Origin of the sequence: Pedobacter sp. ASV1-7 (assembly GCF_040203335.1) — a bacterium.
Taxonomy (GTDB): Bacteria; Bacteroidota; Bacteroidia; order Sphingobacteriales; family Sphingobacteriaceae; genus Pedobacter.
The window spans coordinates 148131-171876 of record NZ_JBEHBV010000005.1 but is presented as its reverse complement, the minus strand read 5'-3'; the positions used below and the strand labels follow the sequence as shown (position 1 = coordinate 171876).

Below are 23746 nucleotides of genomic sequence, written 5' to 3'. Positions count from 1 at the left end.
CACCTGTTATGAGTATAGAAATAAAAGTTCCGCCTGTAGGCGAGTCGATAACTGAAGTTGTTTTATCACGTTGGGTGAAAAATGATGGCGATGTAGTAGAAATGGATGAGGTGATAGCAGAACTAGAGTCTGATAAAGCAACATTTGAACTTACTGCTGAGCAAGCCGGAACTTTAAAAACAGTAGCTGCTGAAGGTGATACTTTAGCGATAGGTGCTGTAGTTTGTAAAATTGAAGATGGTGGTGCTGCACCAAAAGCTAAGGAAGAAGTTGCTCCTGCTGCTGAAAAACCGGCTGTGGCAGATAAAGCTGCTGCTCCTGTTGCAGAAAAATCCGGAGAAAGCTATGCTACTGGTACACCTTCGCCTTCGGCAGGTAAAATCCTTGCTGAAAAAGGTGTTGATCCGGCTTCTGTTAAAGGAACTGGTGTTGATGGCAGAATTACAAAAGAGGATGCTGTGAATGCTCAGAAAACAGCTGCTCCAGCTGCTAAAGCAGATGCTCCGAAAGCAGCTGTTGCTGCTCCTGTTGCAGGTTCAAGAAATGAGCGTAGAGAAAAGATGTCTCCATTACGTAAAACAGTAGCTAAACGCTTGGTTACTGTTAAAAATGAAACGGCTATGCTAACTACTTTTAACGAAGTAAACATGAAGCCAATCATGGATTTACGTGGTAAGTATAAAGATATGTTTAAAGAGAAATTCGGTGTAGGCTTAGGCTTCATGAGTTTCTTTACTAAAGCAGTATGTGAGGCTCTTAAAGATTTTCCTGCGGTAAATGCACGTATTGATGGCGAGTCTGTTGTTTACAATGACTTTGCTGATATTTCAATTGCCGTTTCAGCACCTAAAGGATTGGTTGTTCCAATCATCAGAAATGCTGAAAGCATGAGTCTTGCTCAGATTGAAAAAACTGTAATTGAACTGGCTACTAAAGCCCGCGATAGCAAATTAACAATCGAGGAAATGACTGGTGGTACCTTTACCATTACTAATGGTGGTGTTTTTGGTTCAATGATGTCTACTCCGATCATCAATGCTCCTCAGTCGGCCATTTTAGGTATGCACAATATCATTGAACGTCCGATTGCTGAAAAAGGTGAAGTTGTGATTCGCCCAATGATGTATGTTGCTTTATCTTACGATCATAGAATCATTGATGGAAGAGAGTCTGTTGGCTTCCTTGTTAGGGTTAAACAATTATTGGAAGATCCGGCCAGATTGCTTTTAGGCGTATAATATTGTAAAATATTGAATATAAAAAGGCTCCGGAGACACTTCGGAGCCTTTTTTATGAGATTAGTTTTCTATTTTAGGTGTTTGACCCGATCCTGAACATATGAAACATTTAATCTTTACCTTTCTTATTTCTCTTTTTGTACTGAATAGTTTTTCGCAACATGTAAACCAAAATTCCGGATGGCTGATGTTGTTAAATGGGACAAAGTTTAATGATAAATGGGGTATGCATCTTGATCTGCAGTTAAGGACAGCAAATGACTGGGATGGTGTCAGGAATGTTCTGTTCAGACCCGGATTAACTTATTACATTAATAAGAATAGCAATGCTACCGCGGGATATTTGTTAACAAATACTTATGTAAAGCAGGATGGGGCAGCAAACAATACATTGACAGAACATCGCATCTGGGAGCAATATATTTATACCCATAGAATTAAATCCGTTTACGCGCAGCATCGTTTCCGGTTGGAGCAACGCTTTATGGAAACTGCTGGTGGGGATGTTTTTTCACAAAGATTCAGATATTTTTTTAGAGCTATTCTCCCGATTTCCGGATTAAAAGAATCATTTGTAGAAGGACCATTTGTGGCGTTGCAGAATGAATTGTTTTTTAACATTCAAAACAAAGATCAGTTAAACGGTAAGTTATTTGATCAAAACCGTGCTTATGGCGCGGTCGGATACCGTTTCAGCAAAAGTTTCGACATTGAAGCAGGATACTTGAATCAATATCTTAAAGGGCGATCGAATAACACTACTAATCATGCAGTGCAATTGGCTTTCTATACCAGATTTTAATTGGTTAGTTTAACGTTAATGTAAAAGTCCGGATCTGTTTTAAATGATTTATTACTGATCGATTTATTGATCATGGTGCTTTTCCAATTGGTAGATGGTGTAATAAAGCTAAAGCTACCTGGCTTAAGCGTTACTTTTACTGGCATATCAAAGTCTTTTACATCGGTAACCCACCGGTATTTAAGTATCCCATTTTTGATTTGATATTCCAGTGTTGGTATACTTGTCTTGCGTAGATACTGATCAAAAATCTTAGTTAGTTTTAACCCGCTATATTTACTGATATAGTCTTCAACTTCTTGCCCCGTAACCGTACTATGATAAAAGTCTTTGTTTAGGCCACGTAGTATATTCCTAAATTTTTCATCATTATTGATGAGTTGTCTGATGATATGAATAAGGTTTGCACCTTTATAATACATATCTCCAGATCCTTCATGGTTAACATTATAGGCACCTATAATGGGGCGGTCATTATTGATGTTTCTTCTTATCCCTATAACATAGGCCGAAGCAGCCTTTTTTCCGGATATTGATTCTGTAAATAAGGTTTCAGAATAGCAGGTAAATGCTTCATGTACCCACATATCAGCTACATCTTTAGTGGTGATATTGTTCCCGAACCATTCATGTCCACTTTCATGGACGGTAATGAAATCAAACTTTAACCCCCAACCAGAGCCAGAAAGATCACTGCCATTGTATCCCATTTTAAAATTATTGCCATAAGCGATAGCACTTTGATGTTCCATGCCAAGATGCGGTGCCTGAACAAGTTTATATCCATCTTCATAAAAAGGATAAGGACCAAACCAATGCTCAAAAGACTTTAACATAGGTTTAACATCTGCATTCCAATGCGGTCTTGCTAAGGTGCTGTCTTCCTTTAAGGACCAGTAATCTATTGCTAATTTTCCTTTTTCGCCTATATACTCATCTGTCCAATGTGCATATTTACCAATGTATAGGCTGACATTATAGTTGTTGATTGGGTTATTTACAAACCAATTGTATTGAGTGTAGCTCTGATCTAATTCCTTTATACTGCGTAGCTTTCCGTTTGAAATTTCCTGGAGCCCTTTGGGTACACTGATACTGATTAGCATACTATCGACTTCATCACTCTGGTGATCTTTATTTGGCCACCAGCTGCTGGCTCCAAGACCCTGGCAGGCTACCGATACCCATGGATTGCCAGACTTGTCTTTTGAAAAGATAAAACCACCATCCCAGGGCGGATTTTTAGCAATAACCGGGTTCCCGGAATAAAAGACAGTGAAGCTTTCTTTTGAACCTTTTTTGATCTCCTGAGGAAAGTGGATAAATACGGCATTAAACTCTCTTTTAAAAGAGAGTTCAGCACCTTTATAAGTTATTTTGTCCACTTTCAGATTATTAAACAGATCAAATTGAAGTTTGCTAAAGTTTTGTGTTGCAGTAAATCTGAATTCATTGCTGCCGCTGATGAACTTATTTGAAATATCTACTTTAACGTTAAGGTGGTAATAGTTGATGTCATAACAAGTCCGTAAGGGTGTTAATGTTCCACGGAGACTATCAGCCCTCGTAAAATATTTCTTTTCTTTTAATAGCTGGGCATTTGCATTTATCCTTGAAAATACCGTATTGATAATTAGGATTAGAAACAGACTATTATACAGGAGTTTTTTCATTATGGCGTTAATACAGTGAATGTTAGTGCAGAAGCATTGTTTACATCATGGAATATACGGTGTGTAGCTTTTTGAAAATCAGATGTATCTGCTTCATAAATATTCATGAATTTCTGAGGATTTCTGTCGGCCAGTGGAAACCATGAGTTTTGCACCTGTACCATAATGCGGTGACCTTTTTTGAAGGTATGGGCAACATCGGGTAAGGCATAATTTACTTTAGTAACCATTCCTGGAACGAAAGGTTCTGGGTTCTCGAAGCTATTTCGATATTTCCCCCTCATAATTTCTCCACGCACCAACATCTGGTAGCCTGCCATAATAATATTTTGAGGATTAGGAGAGGGCGAAGGGCTATCTTCCGGATATACATCAATCAGTTTCACCACGTAATCCGCATCTGTACCCGTAGTAGAAACCACAAGGTTCGCCATTATCGGACCCACCAGCGTTATGTCTTCAGTTAGTATATCGGTTTGATAAACCTTTACATCAGGTCTTCGGGCAGCAAAACGCTGATCGTCGATCATGTATTCACGAGATCTTTTGGTTTGTACTCCATTCTGATAAGGAACTGGACTATTAGGATCGCTTATATATTCGTCCCAACTATCTGTTCGCTGAACTTTGTCAAAACTGAGTTTTCCATTAGGTTGTAAATACAGTGTTTTAGTCTCTGCTTCCTTTGGAGGCCAGGCATTGAATTTTTTCCATTCATTGCTACCTGTTATAAATATGGTAGCTTCAGCAGGATTAAAAGTACCTTCACTTTTAAGGTGATATTTAAAGAAAGGGAGTTCCAGATTTTCCTGATAATAGGTACTGGTAGGCTGGCCAAAATTTATATCTCCGAAGCTGCTGCCTTTACTACGTACCCATCCACCATGATACCAGGGGCCTGCAACGAGTATGTTATTTGCTCTTGGATTTTGCTTTTCAATTGATTTATAAGTGGCAAAAGTCCCATATGCATCTTCCGCATCAAAGAATCCACCTACCACCATCACTGCAGGTTTTACATGAGTAAGGTGTTGTACGATGCTTCTTGCCCTCCAGAATGTATCCAGATTAGGATGGGCAAATAGATTATTCCAGAAGAGGATGCTGTCTGCAAAGTATTTTTCTTTGAGATTTTTAACCGGACCTGCTTCCAGATAAAACCTGTAAAGGTCTTTAATTGGATATACAAAACCTTTCGGGCCCTTATCCGGGGTAATAGGTTTTGGTCTTGGCACACCAAATGTGCTCATGAAGCTAAAAGCGTCAGCAAGAAATAAAGCGCCGTTGTGATGAAAATCATCGCCAATAAACCAGTCTGTAACCGGGGCCTGCGGTGATACTGCCTTTAATGCAGGATGAGCTCCGGGTAAGGCCGTTGTACTATAAAATCCTGGGTAGGAAATCCCATAGATGCCCACTTTTCCATTGTTATTCTTTATGTTCTTTATCAACCAGTCAATGGTATCATATGTGTCAGAACTTTCATCAATGTCCTTCTTACTTTTTTTATGGGCTATTTGTGGTCTGATGTCATCAAAATTACCTTCACTCATCCATTTGCCTCTTACATCCTGATAAACAAAGATAAATCCCTCTTTCATTTCAGCGGGGAAATTACCCAGGCTGGTTTTATAATTTTCTTCACCATATGGAGAGACTGTATACGGGGTCCTGTTAACTAGAAAAGGATATTTTTTACTATTGTCTTTCGGGATATAAATGGAGGTAAATAGTTTGACTCCATCCCGCATCGGAATGCGTCTTTCTATTTTTGTATAGTTCTGTCGGACATATGCAGAGTCTGGTTGTTGAGCAAATAGGTTAGGAGCTGTAAAAAGAAATACAATTGCCAGCCATATGGATTTAACAGGAGACATATAATAGTTTTTTTATATATATAAATATAGGATTTGGCTAAGGTAAAGACTAATATTCGCTTTAGGTTTATTAACTTTACGCAAAAAAAATCCTTAATATGCAATACGATGTAGTTGTAATTGGCTCGGGCCCGGGCGGTTATGTTGGAGCGATCAGATGCGCCCAATTAGGCTTAAAAACGGCAGTTATAGAAAAATATAAAACTTTTGGTGGTACCTGCTTAAATGTTGGCTGTATCCCATCTAAGGCCTTGTTGGATTCTTCGGAACATTTTCATAATGCCGCACATACTTTTCAAACACATGGTATCAACTTAAAAGATTTAAAAGTTGATATGCCACAAATGATCGCACGTAAAAACGATGTAGTAGCTCAGAATACAGCTGGAATCCAGTATTTATTTAAAAAAAATAAGATCGACTCATTTGAAGGAGTAGGTTCTTTTGTTGATAAAAACACAATTAAGATTACCAAAGATGGTAAGTCTGAAACTATAACTGCAAAGAATGTAATCATTGCTTCAGGCTCAAAACCGACTGCTTTACCTTTTTTACCTGTAGATAAAAAGCGTATCATTACTTCTACTGAGGCTTTGAATATTACTGAAGTGCCAAAACAAATGATTGTAATTGGTGGTGGTGTAATTGGTCTTGAATTAGGATCTGTTTACGCTCGTTTAGGTACAAAAGTTTCTGTAATTGAATTTATGCCTTCTATCATCGGGACTATGGATGCTGGCTTAGGTAAAGAATTGCAACGTGTGTTGAAAAAGTCGTTGGGTATTGAGTTCTTTATGGGCCATAAAGTAACGGGTGCTACAACTAAAGGTAAAAAAGTTACTGTTACAGCTACAAATGCGAAAGGTGAAGAAGTAAGCTTTGATGCTGATTATTGTATCGTTGCGGTTGGACGTACGGCTTATACAGAAGGGTTAGGCTTAGAGAATATTGGCATTAAGACTGAAGAAAGAGGAAATAAGATCCCTGTAAATGACCACCTGGAGACTGCTGTACCAGGAGTTTATGCTATAGGAGATGTGATAAAAGGTGCTATGCTTGCGCATAAAGCGGAAGACGAGGGTGTATATGTAGCTGAGCGTATTGCAGGTCAAAAACCGCATATCAATTATAATCTGATCCCGGGAGTAGTTTATACCTGGCCTGAAGTTGCTTCTGTAGGTTATACAGAGGAGCAGTTGAAAGAGCAGGCTGTTCAATATAAGGCTGGTTCATTCCCTTTCAAGGCGAGTGGACGTGCTAAAGCAAGTATGGATACTGATGGTTTTGTAAAGGTATTGGCTGATGCTAAGACTGATGAGATTTTAGGTATACATATGATTGGTCCGCGTGCAGCAGATATGATTGCTGAGGCAGTGGTTGCAATGGAATTCCGCGCTTCGGCTGAGGATATTGCAAGAATTTGTCATGCACATCCAACTTATACTGAAGCTTTAAAAGAAGCAGCAATGGCTGCTACTGAAAACAGAGCAATCCATATTTAGGTATAAATATTGTTTAAATATGATATAAAATCCTGCGGTTAATTGCCGTGGGATTTTTTGTTGTATTTTAGTTCTAATGAGATCAGGTATTTTCTTAACGGTAATTTTGCTCTTTTTGGTCGCATGTGTGCCCTTAAGGTCTATGAAATATTTGGTGCCTGATTTAGGGGACAGTGCAAAATTTGAGAATGTAACCATTGCTAAATCGGTGAAACCTTATTATTTTAAAGAGGCTTATCCGGACAAAAAGTACGATTCGTTAAAAACACGATTAGATACTTCGTTACTCAATACAAAAACTAATGTTTTCCTGATTATTAAAAATGACAGTATTATTTATCAATATCTTTCTGAGGGAAATACTTTAGCGGCTAAGCAACCTAGTTTTTCGATGGCAAAATCTTTTGTAGGTACGCTGGTAGGTATAGCTGTAGATCGGGGACAAATAAAATCAACAAATGAATTGGTCATTAAATATTTACCAGAGCTGGCTAAAAATGATGAACGTTTTAAGCGATTAACCATACAACATGTTTTAGACATGAGAAGTGGATTTCATTTTGCAGAAAAGTCATTTAATCCTTTCTCTAAAATTGTTCGGAGCTATTATGGAGCCGATTTGAAAAGGATTGTAGGAAGGTTGAAAATGAAGAACGAGCCAGGTAAGGTTTTCGAGTATCAAAGTATAAATACGCAAGTACTGGCATTTATACTGGAGAAGGCTACCGGTAAAAACTTACAAGTATTATTACAGGAAGATTTATGGAGACCATTAGGCGCAGAAAGTGATGCTTTATGGAGTTTAGATTATAAAGATAATATCAAAGCTTTTTGCTGTATTAATGCCAGGGCACTGGATTTTGCAAAACTCGGTCGGCTATACTTAAACAATGGAAATTGGCAGGGTAGACAAATTATCTCTAAAAAATGGATAATGCAAACCACTGATCCAGATACTTTAACCAAGAGAAGATATAAAAACCAGTTCTGGGCTTGCAGAGATTTCAGGTTTTTCAAGGATTCCGTAAACGCAGTAAGTTCACTAAGTAAGGAAGGTTTGAACTACCCAGTGGAGAGAAATTCTGATGGGCGTTATTTTTATGCAAAGAAAGTATACGATTTCAAAATTCAAGGAATGTTCAATCAGTCGGTTTATGTTAATCCGAAAAATAACGTGATCATAGTACGTTTAGGAAACAGACAAAAAAGATTAAACTTTCATTCTTTTGTACAAGAAGTAGGGAGGTCTATCCGATAATAAAAACGGCCACCTGGTAAAAACCGGTGGCCGTTTGATTTATTTGTGTGGATAATAGATTAGTGTTTCATGTCGTATTCGTGTACGTCCTTGTGATCGTAATCTTCAGCAATTAATTCATCAATTGGTCTACCCTTTTTATCCATTTTAAAGAAATGCAGGATATTATCAAACCATTGATACATTACCGGTACGATGATCAATGTTAAGAACAATGAACTGATCAAACCTCCAATAATAACCCAGGCCAGTCCATTTTTCCACTCAGCTCCTGCTCCTGCAGCCAGTGCGATAGGTAGCATACCAATCACCATTGCAATGGTTGTCATCAAAATAGGGCGTAAACGTGCATGGTTAGCTAAAATCAAGGCTTCTCGAGTTGATTTACCTTCCGCTTTCATTTGGTTGGTAAAATCGACAAGGATAATTGCATTTTTGGCTACCAAACCAATCAACATAATTAAACCTAAAATGGTGAAAATACCTAAGTTGTTATTAGTTAAGGCAAGGGCTAAAAATGCACCAATTACTGCCAAGGGGATAGAGAACATTACCACTAATGGATAAACAAAACTATCGTACAAACCAACCATGATGAAGTAAACCAATATAATTGAGGCTAGTAAAGCTATGCCTAAAGTACCGAATCCTTCACTTTGATTTTCCTGATCACCAGCCCATGCGTAGCTTACTCCAAGTGGACGATGTAGTTTTCCTTCTTTTTCTTGTTTATCAAGCTCTGCCTGGAAATCTTCTACAATACTACCTGTTGGACGACCAATTGATTGCGCTTTTAAAGTTACCGAAGTCGTTTTATTTAGACGCTCTAATTGCGATGGTCCGGAATCTTCATTGATGTCTGCAAATTGCATCAGTTTTATCTGCTGACCTTTATTATTGATAAAGGTTAAGTTACGAACATCGTCAATGTTTTTCTTGTCAAAATCCTGGTATTGAACATTGATGTCGTATTCATATTGACCTTTACGGTATTTCGCATCGGTGTTGCCGCTAAATGCATACTGCATGGTCAGACCTACAGTTTGCAGGGTTAAGCCTAAGGAAGCCATTTTATCGCGATCTACTTTTACATTGATCTCTGGTGTTCCCTTTTCTACCGAAAGTTTAGTTTCTGCTGCACCAGGTATTTTAGCTAAAATAGCTTTTGCTTGTTCTGCATAATGCAAGGCGCTATCTAACTCTGGCCCCATTACTACCAGCTGGATATTAGCATTTTCTGCGGTACCCATAATGGAGATGTTTACCGTTTTTACGTTTGCACCAATCAATTCATTGGTTAATTCTCTGGAATAGGTTTTAGCTATGATGTCACTACTGGTTCCAGGTCTAAGTTCACGAGCTACCAACTTTACATTGATTTCTGCTTTGTAAGCTGTTGCTTGTGAACTTCCCATATCACCACTCGATTGCCCCACTGTTGTAATTAATTGCTCAACATCAGCTTTTTTACTTAAGTAGTTTTCAGCACGTAGTGCATATTGATTGGTTAACTCTAAAGAGGCATCTTTAGGTAATTCAATTTGTACAAGGAACTCACCTTTATCTGATTTAGGGAAAAACTCAAACCCAATGTATTTACCTGTAAATAAGCCACATGAACTTAATAGGAGCATAAATACACCAATTAGTGTAATTGCTTTGTGGTTTAAACTCCAGTTAAGAATGTTTGTGATCCAAACTGTGAATTTTGCCAATTGTTTTTCAAACCATAATATAAATTTGCCAAAAGCATTTTTACCTTCTATACGCTCTAATTTACCAAAACGAGAGAATAGCAATGGTACAATCGTAAATGAGGTAATTAACGACATTAATGTGGCTATAATTACTACAATACAAAACTGGCGAAGGATATTTGATACCAGACCAGTACTCATAGAAATAGGTAAGAATACTACTACGATTACAAAAGTGATGGAAATTACAGTAAAGCCAATTTCTTTGGTGGCATCAAAAGATGCTCTGAACTTGTTTTTACCCATTTCCATGTGACGCTGGATGTTTTCTAATACAACAATTGCATCATCTACCAAAATACCTACTACTAAAGATAAACCTAGTAATGACATTAAGTTTAGCGTAAAGCCAAATTGACTAATGGCAATGAAAGTAGCAATTAATGATACCGGAATAGAGATCATTACGAATACTGCATTTCTTAAGCTATGTAAGAAGAAAAGCATTACAAATGCTACCAGTACAACCGCGATCATTAAATCGTGGATTACTGCATCTGCCGATTCTAAAGTGTAAATAGAACTATCGTTAACAATCTTTAAATTTAAGGCATTAACTTTGGAATAATCGGCATTTGTTTTTGCAATTGTAGCCTTAATACCTTCGCTTACACTTACTGCATTGGCATCACTTTGCTTAACAATACTTAAAGTTAGTGAGTTAGATCTGTCGATACGAGCAATTTTTTCAGCCTCTTTTGAGCTTTCCTGCACATCGGCAAAGTCTGAAATTCTAACTTGAGTCCCGTTTTCAGTAGTTGTTACTACTAAATTTCTTAATTCATCTACACTATTGAATTTACCGGACAAACGAACTAAAATGTCTTGTCCATTTGCTTTAACACTACCTGTAGGGAAATCTAAGTTGGAGCCTTGTACCAATTGTTGAACTTGTACAATCGTTAAGCCGTAGCCCTTTAATTTAGCGGCATCAATTCCTACTTTAACTTCTCTTTCAGATCCACCAATTATAGATACCTGAGCTACCCCAGGAACGCGGGAAAGTTCGGGAGCAATTTTTTGATCAATAATGTCATAAAGGTCAATGTCAGAGATTTTTGCAGTTGCAGCAATCGTGATAATTGGCATATCATCCAGGGAGAATTTACTTAATGAAGGGGTCTTTACGTCTTCAGGTAAATCAGATAAGATGGCATTTACTTTACGTTGTGCATCATTTAAAGATAAATCTACGTTTGCACTTGCAGTTAGCGTTATAGTGACAATAGATACACCTTCTAATGATGTAGAGTTAATCTTTTTTACATTTTCCATCGAAGAAACGGCATCTTCGACTTTTTTAGTAACTGTATTTTCGACCTCACTTGGCGATGCTCCCGGATAAATGGTAGATACCGATACCACATTTGGAGAGAACTTTGGTAATAATTCGTAGCCTAGTGAGAAATAACTTAATAAGCCTAATAGAGTTAATGCAGTAAAAACTACAATTACCAGTGAAGGTCTTTTAATGGATATTTCTGCTATTTTCATTTAATTGTATTTTGCTTCTTTTAAAAGAATGTTTATTTCACAATACTTACAGGAGTGTTGTCAACCAGGTTGATCTGACCACTTGTAATTACTGTTTCGCCTTCATTTAACCCACTTAGTATCTCTACCATGTCACCTAAAATTCTACCGCTTACCACATTCCTGATTTTTGCAGTATTGCTAGCCTTGTCTAATATGAAAACCTGATTGCTACTTACACTACCTACAAAAGAAGTACGTGGAATTAAAATGCTGGCAGCTTGTTTTGGGAAATTAAATAATGCTGTACCATACATTCCCGCCTTTAAAGAATTTTTAATATTATTTTCAACTTCAATTTCTATAGGGAAATTTAATGCGCCATCTGCTTTGGCAGCAATAAATGAAACTTTACCAGTAAATTTATCATCAGGAAAAACAGTAGACTGGATAGCTACTTTGTCGCCAACTTTCAAATTAGCAACCTGACTTTCGTTTACATTTACCTTTAATTTCAATTTAGATACATCAACAAGTTCAAATAATTGTGTTCCTTGCGCAGTTACAAATGCACCTACTTCAATATATTTTTTGTTTACAATGCCATTAATCGGAGATTTAATATTCGCATCACTTAATCTTCTTTTAGATGCCTGCAAGTGTAATTTAGCATTCTGAGTTGCCAATTTAGCTTGATCTAATTGTTGTTGGGTTACACCACCAGTAGCATAAGAACTTTGATATCTAGCTTCGTCTTTTAATGCATTTTGATAAGCAGCTTCCGCAGTTTCTCTGTCCGTGTTGATAATCTCAGCATCAATTTTAGCTAAAACCTGGCCCTTATTTACTCTAGAACCCTCCTTAACGTAAATTGCTTTTACACGACCAGCATTTTCTGACAAGAAATTTAATTCTTGAATTGGCGCAAATGTTCCATTTGCATTGAAATCTAATTCAGGTACTGTTCTAGAAACTGTCGCAACGTTAACAGCAATTGCGCCATTGCCTTTTGCTACAAAGTCTGTTTTTTCCTGGTTTTTCTTTTTGTTATTGTTAAGTACAAAAGCAATTCCCGCAAAGGCTATTATGATTACTAAAACTGTAATTATTACTCTTTTCATTATAGTAGTGATTTTATATTTCCGTTTGATTTGATTAATTGTATTTCGGCAATTTTATAGTTTAGCAGTGCCTGGGTGTAGCTGTTTTGTGCTTCTGTTAATGCTGTTTCCGTATCTAGTAAGTCAGTTAACGCAGCTAAGCCATTGTTGTAATTGTTTTGTGTACTATTGTATATCTCTTGTGCAAGTAAAACGTTTTGACGCTGAGAGTTAATAGTACTGATGTTGTTTCTCAATTCTATTTTAGCATTTTCATAAGCTAGATTGAGCGTGTTTGTAGTCTCTCTTCTGTCTTCTTCAGCTTTTTTAAGGTCAACTTCAGCCTGACGGATTTTTGATCGGGTCAGGAAACCATTGAATAATGGGATTTTTAAACTCAATCCTATTGCAGAGGCATCATACCATATTGCTGTAGTGTTTTTGTTTTTGAACAGATCAAACTTATCGCTTTGACCTTTTGAAGTGTAGTTCCCTATTAATGAAATGTTAGGGTAATACTCAGCTACATATGCTTTGCGTTGTAAGCTTAAAAGCTCTTTTTGAACATCAAGAAGTTTCATTTCTGTTCTTCCTGCTGTATTTATACTATCCGTAAAAGCAGGTAATATTGGATTGCTATTTAGCTCTGTTGAAGGTAGTGTGATTTGGGTTTGAACAGGCATCCCCATTGTATATTTTAGTTGGTTTTCCAGTTGAATAATCGCATTCTGAGTTTGCTCACGTTTGTTTTGTAGATTTGTTAGGTTAACTTTTATCCTGTCTACATCAATTTTTCTTGCAAGACCATTTTTGTATTGATTTCCAATTACTTTTTCTACAACCTGTACATTTTTGATATTGGTATCGATAACATTTAACTGTTGTCTGTTTACTAAAACCTGGTAGTAATTATTGGCAACTTGTTCAATGATTTGCTCTTCGGTTAAACCTGCTGTTAGATTATAATAACTCTCACTAGTTTTTGCTGCTTTTAAACCTGTGAACACCTGTTGATTAAACAATTGCTGAGTTAATTGAACACCTGCTGTCGCATCGTACTTAGCGCCGATCCTAACTTGCTTTCCACCAAAAACCAATGATCCAATTACAGGGTTGTAGTTAAAACCGGCGTTACCGGTTAGCTGAGGCAAAGCCTGAGCTCTGACTTCTTGTGTTTTATATTTCCCCCCATCAATATCCAATTTTGCCTTGCGTACTTTTACACTGTTTTGTACAGCGTAGTTTAGTGCTTCTTTAAGTGTTAGCCTTTGTTGAGCGCTAACGGTATTGGATAAAAATAACCCCAGTAATAGTACCGGTATTATTTTTATCTGTTTAATTATTGAATTCATATATGTAGTTTGTTGTTATTTTAGACCTTTAATAAAAATTGCTGATAAGCTAAGTTGCTTATCCAGGATATCTTTCATTTCTTTTTTACTTGGGAAAAGCTCTTTGTTGCCATGCATGATACACAAGGACGTGATTCCTGCCAAACTGTCAATGTATAATTCTGCAGTTTTATTTGTATCTGTAGGTGTGATTTCTCCTTTATCCATTGATTTCTGGAAAATATCCGCATGTAATTGTACATTTCTTGTTTTCATTTTCATGAAACGTTCTTTTAGTACATCTGAATTAAGTGATGGATCAGGTGTGTTACCTGACAAATGCATCATATAGTATTTCTGAAAAAAACGATGTCTGATTTCAATAAAACCAGCCATACAGTCTTCAAGAGGGAGGTCTGCATGTTGTACTTGTTCTATCAGTTTAAAATAATCATCAAATATTTTCTCAATAACCCCCAGTACTAAACTATTTTTATCAGGGAAATAATAATACAGGGAAGGTTTGGATACAGAAAGATCCTCTGCAATCTCATTCATAGTGGTTTTATTAATTCCATAGTGAATAAAACGTTTGATCGCGCCCTCAATTATCGTATCTCTTTTTTTATCTGTTTCTACCATTCTACTTTTTTACTTTCTGACTTTTTCTTTTGAGTGGTCAAAAATAAGGCCATAATTTTATATACCGAATTTTAGTTCGAAAACAAGGAGAAACTTACAATTTTATGACTTTTTCGTCAGGATTTTGGCTTAAGGCCTTTCAGGAAGATGTCAGCGAATACCTTTTCCTTTAAAAAGATTTGTTTAAACTGCTCTTTTTCAGGGAATATGTTCTTGTCTTTGGCGGTGATATTGAAGTGTATTCCAGACAATGCATCAATAAAAATTTCTGTAGCTATCTTTACGTCTTCTATCTCCAGCTCGCCGCTGGCAATACCGCGGTTAAATAAAGAGCTGATGATAATAGTCTCAAAAGCTCTGGCTTTACTGAATTTTTCGTGGAGATCATCTGGTAATTCGGTGCCGATGACCTGAGTAGATTCTAATAGTGTGTAATATTTTTGAACAAAGGATTGTCTCTTTTGCAATAGTTTATGTATCCCCTCTGTGGTCGTATTGGTTTTGTCGATAGATTTCACCAGGTCACGACTAATGACATGCATGAGGTGTTCTATCGTAGATACATAAAGACTTAGCTTATCAGGGAAGTAGTAATAAAGTAATGCTTTAGAGAAAGATACGTCTTTAGCTATTTCTGTCATTGTGGTTTTTGATAAACCATAATGAGCAAAGCGTTTCAATGCGGCTTCAATAATTATAGCTTTTTTCTTATCCTGATTTTCCATAGACTAAACGATACTCTTTTTTTATAGGTTTTAATAAATGCGTAATTGATGGAAAAATAGGCAAAATTTTTAAATAATGCTTTTAACATGTTTAATACAACAGTTAACAATTACATTTGTGCTATATATAGCTAATTTTATTTATGTCACTTTTACAGCAAAACATATCCTTAAAGCCTTACAATACATTTCGAGTTGCGGCTCAATCCGCTTTTTTTTCTGAAGTTTTTAGTGAAACAGATTTGAAAGAGCTTTTAGGATTGTCTGTTGTTAAGCAACACTCTTTATTGGTTTTGGGTGGAGGGAGTAATCTTTTATTTACTAAAGATTTTGAAGGCTTAGTAGTTAAGATTAGTATTCCGGGCATTTCGTCGGTTGTTGTTGATGAAGATGTTTTTGTTACAGCTGGGGCGGGGGTAGTCTGGAATGATCTCGTAAGTTATTGTGTAAGTCATGGTTTTGCAGGTGTAGAAAATTTAACGCTAATACCGGGGACAGTGGGTGCTTCTCCCATCCAGAATATAGGGGCATATGGAGTAGAGCTTAAAGATGTGTTTTATCGTTGTACTGCATACGAGGTTGCAACTGGAAATAAGCGTGTATTTGAATTTGATGATTGTCAGTTTGGTTATCGTGACAGCGTTTTTAAAAATGAATTGAAAGGTCAATATATTATCACTGAAGTTAGTTTTAAATTAGGTAAACATGCAAAAATCAATACGCAATATGGCGCAATTCAGTCTGAGTTACAAAGCAGGGGAATAGATAAACCGACAATAGCAGATGTGTCAGCAGTCGTGGCTGATATTAGGGTAAGTAAGTTGCCTGATCCGTCAACTATTGGTAATGCGGGCAGCTTTTTTAAAAATCCAGTTATTGAAAAGGGTTTATTTGATCAGGTTGTTTCAGATTTTCCGGATGTTGTTCATTACCCAGCGCCAAATGCAAAGATTAAGCTAGCGGCTGGTTGGTTAATAGAGCAGTGTGGTTATAAAGGTAAGGTTGTTGGACAGACGGGAACCTGGAAAAATCAAGCACTTGTTTTGGTTAATCATGGCTCTGCTACAGGACAGGAAGTGTATAGTTTTTCAGATGAGATTATAAAATCTGTTTACTTAAAATTTGGCGTAAGGCTGGAAAGAGAAGTAAATATTCTTTAATAAGCCTGTTGTTAGGCTGTTAGCGCTGTATTAGCAATTTCTTAACATTGAATCTCATTTTTTGGTACGTGTCTTGTATAGGTATTCTTGTGTATTATTAAACAAATTGTGAGCGCCACTCACTCAGAAAATGTTTGTTTGTTTTTTTAACCCCTAAATTAAAAACTATGACAAAAAATGAGTTCAATGTACAGCTTCATGATCATTCGGGTTCCCTACAATCTTTTGCTCTTAATTTTACCAAGGATATCGAGGATGCTAATGATTTAGTTCAAGACACTATGCTTAAGGCTGTTACCTATTACGGTAAGTTTAAAGAGGGCACGAATTTGAAAGGTTGGTTATTCACTATTATGAAAAACACTTTCATTAATAACTATAGGCGTTTGGTAAAAACAAATGCGCTGATTACAAAATCGGAAGATATATCCTCGGCAAATCTACACTACAGCGCAACGAAAAACACCAGTGAGAGTAAGTTTGTTATTGGTGATATTAATAAGGCTTTAGCTACGCTTCAGCCAGAATATTATATTCCTTTTGTTAAATATTTTGAAGGATATAAATATCATGAAATTGCAGAAATTCTTGAGATTCCAATCGGAACGGTTAAAACGAGAATTCATGTGGCACGTCAGATTCTTAAGAAATATCTGAAAACTTATTCAAAAGACATTTTGGGCGCAGATTTAATGTAAATAATAGCCCTAAACAAAAAAAAGACACCTTAAGGTGTCTTTTTTTTGTTTGTTAACCTGCAAAGAAATTAGATTTAATCCCATTTATGCCAGGTTTAACTGCAAACAGACCTCCGCTGTTAGGGTAGTCGCTCAGATCGCTATCTGATATTTGTCCTTTTGCAGAGGTAATATAAAGTGTGTCAAGTTTCTCACCGCCAAATGCACATGAGGTAATATTTTTTGATGGCACTTCTATCTTTGATAATAGTTCCCCGGTTTTTGGGTTCCATCTGGTTACGCAATAACCTCCCCACATTGCAATCCAGATCATCCCTTCAGAGTCAATGGTAGCGCCGTCAGGCCGACCCATATTTATTGGGATGGTGATGACTGACCGTGGGTTGCTCAATTGTCCTGTGTTGTTGTCAAAATCATATGCCGATACCTTACATGTAGGGGTGTCAATGTAATACATGGTTTTTTGATCGAGTGACCAGAGAATCCCGTTGGAATTGGTTATGCCTGTTTGCATGGTTTGCAGAATGTAGTCAGCGTTCATGCAATAAAGCGCTGCTGATCGCTCTTTTCCCATTGTACCTACCCAGAAACGTCCGGCGGGATCACATTTTCCATCATTAAATCTATTTCCTGTTAAGTTGTTCTCCGGGTTTACATGTCTGAGCTGTAATTCACTTGTAGATTTGTTGTAGCTGTACACCCCATCCTCAAGAGCAACCAGCAGTTCTCCATTTATTGTTGGTACTACTGTCGTTATTTTCTTTGGTAAATACGTGGTTTGATGAAGGTTGTTCAATGGGTTGAGCTGATGGAGTAAATGTTGATCAATATCTACCCAATACAATTTTTGATCTGCATAATTCCATATAGCTCCTTCTCCTAAGATCGATTGAGTATCTAATACCAGTTGTGCTTTTAATGTGCTACTAGATGATAATTGGTTAGGCATGTTTGTATTTGTTTTAATGTGTTTTACTAATGTATACCTTTTTCTTTTGATTTAGTTTACATAATTTGTCTTTTACTCTTTGTAATTTCATTTGTTAAATGCTGTTTTGCTGATTGAAGTTTTTTTTGCTGGGTTTAATCCTTGATTTTCAAAAGTTTGATTAAATGAATGGTTAAAGTGTTTTGCTATTTTTTATTCTGAATAAAAAATCAATAAAATTATTTTGTTTACAAAAAAAGTATATATTTGTATACATAGATATTAAAAACTAACCAATCATAAACATTTAAACTGTTGTAATACCGCAATATACGGGAATAAGATTTTCAATTTTTTTGTACCATTAATGCATTGTGTTTATCCAGTCGGCAGATTGGGGAAATTGAAATTTATATCGGGGGATGTTCGCCGGAAGTGGAACAGGAAAGGAGGTGAAATATGAAAATAAAATAACTACTCAAATCCAGGTCTATCCTAATAACTATAATTAAGAAAGTGTTTACTATGCAAATCACATAGGTAATGAAATCAAAATATTTTTGGCCAGACGGCTATATTAAATGTTGGAAGATAATGAAGTTAGCTGCTGTTGTTTCAATAGCAAGCGTATTGCAGGCTAAGGCTGAACCATTGCATAATCATTTATTTATTCAGCAAGACCCTGTTTCTCAGGAGGGCAAGGTTGTTGATTCTGAGGGGATGCCTTTACCGGGAGTAGAAGTAAGGGTTGTGGGCTCAAGTGTTGTGACTGTTACCAATGGTAACGGGCAATTTACTATAAAAGTTAAGCGAGGCGATAAGCTTAAATTTCATATGCTCGGGTATGTTGATGTGGAGAAGGTAGTGGATTTTAAGTCCGTTACTGTAACGCTGGTTACTTCTGCGCAGGATTTGAATGAGCTGGTTGTGGTTGGTTATGGCACACAGAAGAAAGTAAATTTACTTGGAGCTGTTGCTGCTGTAAAAGTGGATGAGCAGTTAACCAGCAGGGCTTTGCCAAATGTTTCCTCTGCTCTGCAAGGTATGTTGCCGGGTTTAGCGGTAAATCAGACCTCTGGTATGGCGGGGAATAATAGTGCTACATTATTAATCCGTGGTTTAGGTACGGTAAATGATGCCAATCCGCTCATCGTTGTAGATGGAATGCCTGATGTTAACATCAACCGGATCAATATGAATGATGTGGAGAGTGTTTCTGTTTTAAAGGATGCAGCGTCGGCAGCTGTGTATGGCTCGCGTGGTGCAAATGGTGTAATTCTCATTACTACAAAGTCAGGGAAAGGGGCACAGGGAACTAAGATCAATGCTTCTGTTAGCTCTACTATAACAAAGCCTACCAATGTCTATGAGTTTTTGCCAAACTATGCGAAAGCACTTACGGTAACGCAACGCGCACAAGCGGTAACTGTGGTGCCAGCTTCTATTGTCTTTAAAAATGGTACAATTGATGAATGGCTTGCAAAGAGTATGATTGATCCGTTACGTTATCCAAATACAAATTGGTGGGATCTTGTTACAAGAAATGGACAGTTGCAGAACTATAATATTTCAGCTACAGGTGGTAATGAGAAGTCAAATTTTTATCTCTCTGTAGGGGTGATGGATGAAAAGGGGATTCAGATAGAGAATGATTTTAATAGATACAATGCACTTTTTAGCTACGATGCAAAAATTAAAAAGAATATCAGTACAGGGGTTCGTTTTTCTGGCAATTGGTCGAATTATAAATATAATTACGATGAGGGGTTTACAGCTAATGGGACTAGTGGATTGGATATTTTTACTGCCCCGGCTGGTATAACCCCTTATGATCCGATTACTGGATATTATGGTGGTGCTATGGCTTATAATGAGAGTATACTGGCTAGTAATCCTTATGTAGATTATATTAATAGGAACAAAAATAATCTGGAGCGGCAGGAGGCAATGGGGAATGTTTATATCGAATATAATCCAATTCCTGGGCTTAAAGGACGGGTTGATTATAATTTGAAATATGGCAGTCAGTTTTCCTGGCGCGCAGACATTCCTTCTAAAGCCTATAATTTTCAACTTAATCAGTTTAATAATCGTGCTTATGTTGGGGATAATGAAAGGATTTATAATGCGGATAGGAACGATTTTAAGACTCAGTTGACTGCAAAAATTAGTTATGATAAGTTGATTGCTAAGCATCATGAATTTAGTATTATGGGGGCTTATAGTGAAGAGTTTTGGAAGATCAGGACTTTGGCTGCTAACAAAGAGAATAGATATCATCCTTTATTACATGAATTAGACGCTGCTTTGGGTAGTTTGAATATTACCAATAGTGGTGCTTCGAGTACCGAGGGGATGCGTTCTTATATAGGTCGTTTTAATTATTCTGCATATAACAAATATTTATTTGAGTTTAATCTGCGGATAGATGGTTCTTCTAAATTTATTAAGGGATATCAGTACGGAAGTTTCCCTTCTGCTGCGGTAGGTTGGCGTTTTACAGAGGAGTCATTTATTAAATCATTAACAGAAAAGATTGGATTAACTAATGGTAAGTTAAGAGCTTCTTATGGTTCTTTGGGTAATAACAACGGTATTGGTTTGTATGAACAGCAGGAAGTATTGGCGACCAGCAATTATGTAGCAACTTCAATAAATGCAGGGTCTGCCGCTCAGTCTGCTGTTATGGGGTTTCAAAATAGAAAATTAATCAACAGAGATTTGACCTGGGAAAAAACTACCATGTTGAACCTAGGTTTGGATATGGCATTTTTCGGCAATAGGTTAACAACTGAATTTGATTATTACGACAGGTTAACGACAGGAATGATACGTCCTGGTGATTTGTCTATCCTGCTTGCAGCGGCACTTAGTCCTCCACCAAGAAGAAATCTTGGTGACCTTAGAAACAGAGGGGTAGAAGCTAATCTTACCTGGAAAGAGAATAGAGGTGATTTCGGATATATGTTAAATATCAATGCGAGCTACAATACTACACTGTTAGAGAAATGGCCTGAATTCCTTGCTAGAAGTGCTGTTTTTATTGATATGCCTTATTATTTTGTTTATGCTTATCAGTCGTCTGGCATTGCCCAGACCTGGGAGGATGTATATAATGCACCGATACAAAGTGCTTCTCCTGGTGATATTTTACTTAAAGATATCAATGGGGATGGTAGAATTGATCACAATGATCAGGTGGCTTATCCAAATTTTCAAACACAGCGACCAACCACAAATTTTGCTTTTAGAGGTAATGTGTCCTGGAAAGGATTTGATTTGGGAGTAATGTTGCAGGGGGCTACCGGACGTAAGGATTACTACAATAACAGGATGACCAATACTAAGCTGTCTCAGGCTGTCAATGTTGCTGTGAATTGGAACCAATATCTGAATACCTGGGCGGTTGATAACAGGGATGCTTCTTTGCCTCGTTTAACGAGTGGGACTGTGGCACCTTTTACAACAAATGCAAGTACCTTTTGGTTGGATGATGTAACTTATCTGAGATTGAAAAATTTGCAGTTAGGTTATACTTTTGATAAGCCCTATATCAAGAAGTTGGGTTTAGGAAGCATCCGTATTTATGGTTCTGCGGATAACCTGGCTACTATTACCAATTATCGTGGTTTAGATCCTGAGAAGGTAAGTTATAGCGATGATGTATATCCGCTTAGTAAAACGTTTGTACTGGGCCTGAATGTTGAATTATAAAAGAAGATCATCATGAAACAAAATTATTTTATACGACTTTCCATTCTGTTTCTCATGTTTGGGACGGTTTTGCTGAGTTCATGCAGAAAAGATTTACTCGATCAAAAGTCTACGGTTAATTTGCCTTCTGACATTTACTGGCAAACTGAGGCTGATGCGACTTCTGCTTTGATGGGGGTATATAATGCCTTTCGGTCAAGTTTTGACCGCGATTATCATTTTGATGGTCACGCAGAGTTTGTAAAGGTTTATAATACCGGAGCGGTTTCCCCAGCGCCAATTGGGGTAAATAATCCTAGTAGTTATGGTGGTACAGCTTTGGAAATGTACAAGAATTTGTATGGTGTAATTACTCATGCAAATTATGTTATAGAAAATATAAACGTAAAGATGTTGCCTGCTTCAAAAACGGAGTCTGCAACCAAGAGTTTAGAAAGTATTAAAGGGGAGGCTCGTTTATTGCGTGGGATTACTTATTTGCGTTTAATTTCTATGTGGGGGGATGTGCCTTATGTAAGTAAAATTATATATAATCCTATCAACGTTGATACCTTGTCCAGGATGCCAATTAAGCAAATAAAAGATTCTATATTGGCTGATTTTACTTATGCTTTTGAAAAATTACCTGTAAAAAATCCTATAATCAGTAGGCCATCAAAACCTGCAGCTCTGGCTTTTAGAGGTAAAATGCAATTGTTCTGGGCGAGTTGGAATAAATTTGGTTGGCCTGAGCTAGAGAAGTTTCAGCCTAGCTCAACAGAAGCTGAAATCGCCTATAGAGCTGCAGCGGCTGATTTTAAAGGTGTAATTCAGGATTATAGTTTAAATCTTTTCCGTGGTGGAGAGCCAGGGCAATGGGGCTCGATGGGTGCAGCTGATGTGTTGCCTAATTATTACTATATGTTTATCCCTAATCCTGGAAATGTAAATGATGGGGGTGAAATGCTAATGGTTCTGCCGCATGGAGCAGGAATGACTCCTGTGCAAGGTGATGAATATCAAAGAGTTTTTACTGGACCCTTAAATGGTTTAGGGCAAAATCAAGTGATACCTCGATATGAATTAGCAGATCGCTACCAGTCTACTATTACTGGAGATTTTATGCCGCCTTTAGTACAGATTCAGCCTGGTGTTGCTGGAGCAAGGACGGCCTTAAATTCTGCAATTAATCCTGAAAGTTATAGGAATCGGGATTATAGGATGAAAGCAACCATGCTTTGGGATTATGAAAAAATTATGGGACAGGGAGAGGTTGAGCAGACTTCATATATCAACTTTCTTTATAAAACCTTCTCAGGTAAGTCGACGATTAATGGTGTAGAATATTTCAATTTTACAGATAATGCTACAAATTTTTCCGGCTATCAGTTTAGAAAATTCGTTCGGAACTACGGAGGTCTGGCTAGGAGCAACGGTGATTTTAACTGGCCTGTAATGAGACTAGCCGATGTATTTCTAATGTATGCTGAAGCAACAAATGCTGTTGATGGACCTCAGGCTGATGCGATTGCTTTGGTGAATAGAGTGCGTCACAGAGGAAATCTTCCGCCTTTGTCAGGAGCCAAAACTGCCAGTCCAGCGGCGTTTTTTGATGCAATAGAGCAGGAACGTATTGTTGAGTTGGTTGGAGAAGGACAGCGTGCTTTCGATTTGCGACGCTGGAGAGCGATAGAGCGTGTTTTCGGTCCGGCTTATGGTAATGGTAAATGGTTTATGGATACGCATGGTAACAATTGGGAGCGCTTTTTTCTAAATGCTTCTGAGTTGATTTATCAACGTTGTTATATTTATCAGATTCCAGAGTCAGAGCGTACTCGTAATCCGAATCTGAGTCAGAATATTCCTTGGAGATAACCTATAATTTAAAC

General features: G+C 37.3%; 16 protein-coding genes. 8 read left to right on the top strand and 8 right to left on the bottom strand.

From position 1 onward, the window contains the following. Positions 1-8 precede the first annotated feature (8 nt). Positions 9-1238: a 2-oxoglutarate dehydrogenase complex dihydrolipoyllysine-residue succinyltransferase gene (odhB, locus tag ABDJ41_RS13300; protein ID WP_349786538.1), complete on the top strand. Its 1230-nt coding sequence runs from the start codon at positions 9-11 to the stop codon at positions 1236-1238. 100 nt (positions 1239-1338) lie between these two features. Further along, entirely contained in the window at positions 1339-2040 is a 702-nt protein-coding gene (locus ABDJ41_RS13295) for a DUF2490 domain-containing protein (protein WP_349786537.1), read from the top strand. Here ABDJ41_RS13295 and ABDJ41_RS13290 read toward each other — a convergent pair. Continuing rightward, entirely contained in the window at positions 2037-3713 is a 1677-nt protein-coding gene (locus tag ABDJ41_RS13290) for a M1 family metallopeptidase (protein ID WP_349786536.1), read from the bottom strand. The genes ABDJ41_RS13295 and ABDJ41_RS13290 overlap by 4 nt on opposite strands. Then, the gene (locus ABDJ41_RS13285; RefSeq protein WP_349786535.1) at positions 3713-5590 is read right to left on the bottom strand and encodes a CocE/NonD family hydrolase; all 1878 of its coding nucleotides are present in this window, start codon (positions 5588-5590) and stop codon (positions 3713-3715) included. Before ABDJ41_RS13285 ends, ABDJ41_RS13290 begins: the two co-directional genes overlap by 1 nt. 98 nt (positions 5591-5688) lie before the next feature. Between ABDJ41_RS13285 and lpdA the strand changes: the two genes are divergently transcribed. Both lpdA and ABDJ41_RS13275 read left to right on the top strand, forming a co-directional pair. Continuing rightward, positions 5689-7092, top strand: a complete 1404-nt coding sequence (gene lpdA, locus ABDJ41_RS13280; protein WP_349786534.1) for a dihydrolipoyl dehydrogenase — start codon at positions 5689-5691, stop codon at positions 7090-7092. A 142-nt stretch (positions 7093-7234) separates the two neighbouring features. Further along, positions 7235-8350: a serine hydrolase domain-containing protein gene (locus tag ABDJ41_RS13275; protein WP_349786533.1), complete on the top strand. Its 1116-nt coding sequence runs from the start codon at positions 7235-7237 to the stop codon at positions 8348-8350. 59 nt (positions 8351-8409) lie between these two features. On the opposite strand, the gene ABDJ41_RS13270 is transcribed toward ABDJ41_RS13275, so the two are convergent. The 5 genes from ABDJ41_RS13270 to ABDJ41_RS13250 all read right to left on the bottom strand — a co-directional run bounded on the left by ABDJ41_RS13270 (position 8410) and on the right by ABDJ41_RS13250 (position 15378). Then, complete coding sequence (locus tag ABDJ41_RS13270; RefSeq protein WP_349786532.1) at positions 8410-11601, bottom strand: efflux RND transporter permease subunit; 3192 nt, start codon at positions 11599-11601, stop codon at positions 8410-8412. A gap of 32 nt (positions 11602-11633) precedes the next feature. Next, a complete protein-coding gene (locus ABDJ41_RS13265; RefSeq protein WP_349786531.1) occupies positions 11634-12701 on the bottom strand; it encodes an efflux RND transporter periplasmic adaptor subunit in 1068 nt (355 codons plus the stop codon). Then, positions 12701-14032: a TolC family protein gene (locus ABDJ41_RS13260; RefSeq protein WP_349786530.1), complete on the bottom strand. Its 1332-nt coding sequence runs from the start codon at positions 14030-14032 to the stop codon at positions 12701-12703. Before ABDJ41_RS13260 ends, ABDJ41_RS13265 begins: the two co-directional genes overlap by 1 nt. 15 nt (positions 14033-14047) lie before the next feature. Further along, entirely contained in the window at positions 14048-14653 is a 606-nt protein-coding gene (locus tag ABDJ41_RS13255) for a TetR/AcrR family transcriptional regulator (protein WP_349786529.1), read from the bottom strand. Positions 14654-14769: 116 nt separating this feature from the next. Further along, positions 14770-15378 (bottom strand): TetR/AcrR family transcriptional regulator, encoded by a 609-nt coding sequence (locus ABDJ41_RS13250; protein WP_349786528.1) that lies wholly within the window; start codon positions 15376-15378, stop codon positions 14770-14772. A 143-nt stretch (positions 15379-15521) separates the two neighbouring features. On the opposite strand from ABDJ41_RS13250, the gene murB reads away from it, so the two are divergent. Together murB and ABDJ41_RS13240 are read left to right on the top strand one after the other, a co-directional pair. Continuing rightward, positions 15522-16538, top strand: a complete 1017-nt coding sequence (gene murB / locus ABDJ41_RS13245) for a UDP-N-acetylmuramate dehydrogenase (protein ID WP_349786527.1) — start codon at positions 15522-15524, stop codon at positions 16536-16538. Between the two features lie 167 nt (positions 16539-16705). Beyond that, on the top strand, positions 16706-17236 hold the full coding sequence (locus ABDJ41_RS13240; protein WP_349786526.1) for an RNA polymerase sigma factor: 531 nt from the start codon (positions 16706-16708) through the stop codon (positions 17234-17236). 52 nt (positions 17237-17288) lie between these two features. Here the strand turns inward: ABDJ41_RS13240 and ABDJ41_RS13235 are convergent, their stop codons facing one another. Beyond that, complete coding sequence (locus ABDJ41_RS13235; protein WP_349786525.1) at positions 17289-18185, bottom strand: SMP-30/gluconolactonase/LRE family protein; 897 nt, start codon at positions 18183-18185, stop codon at positions 17289-17291. Positions 18186-18758: 573 nt separating this feature from the next. Between ABDJ41_RS13235 and ABDJ41_RS13230 the strand changes: the two genes are divergently transcribed. Next, positions 18759-21878 (top strand): SusC/RagA family TonB-linked outer membrane protein, encoded by a 3120-nt coding sequence (locus ABDJ41_RS13230; RefSeq protein ID WP_349786524.1) that lies wholly within the window; start codon positions 18759-18761, stop codon positions 21876-21878. Between the two features lie 12 nt (positions 21879-21890). Next, positions 21891-23732: a RagB/SusD family nutrient uptake outer membrane protein gene (locus ABDJ41_RS13225; protein ID WP_349786523.1), complete on the top strand. Its 1842-nt coding sequence runs from the start codon at positions 21891-21893 to the stop codon at positions 23730-23732. The last annotated feature ends 14 nt before the right edge of the window (positions 23733-23746 follow it).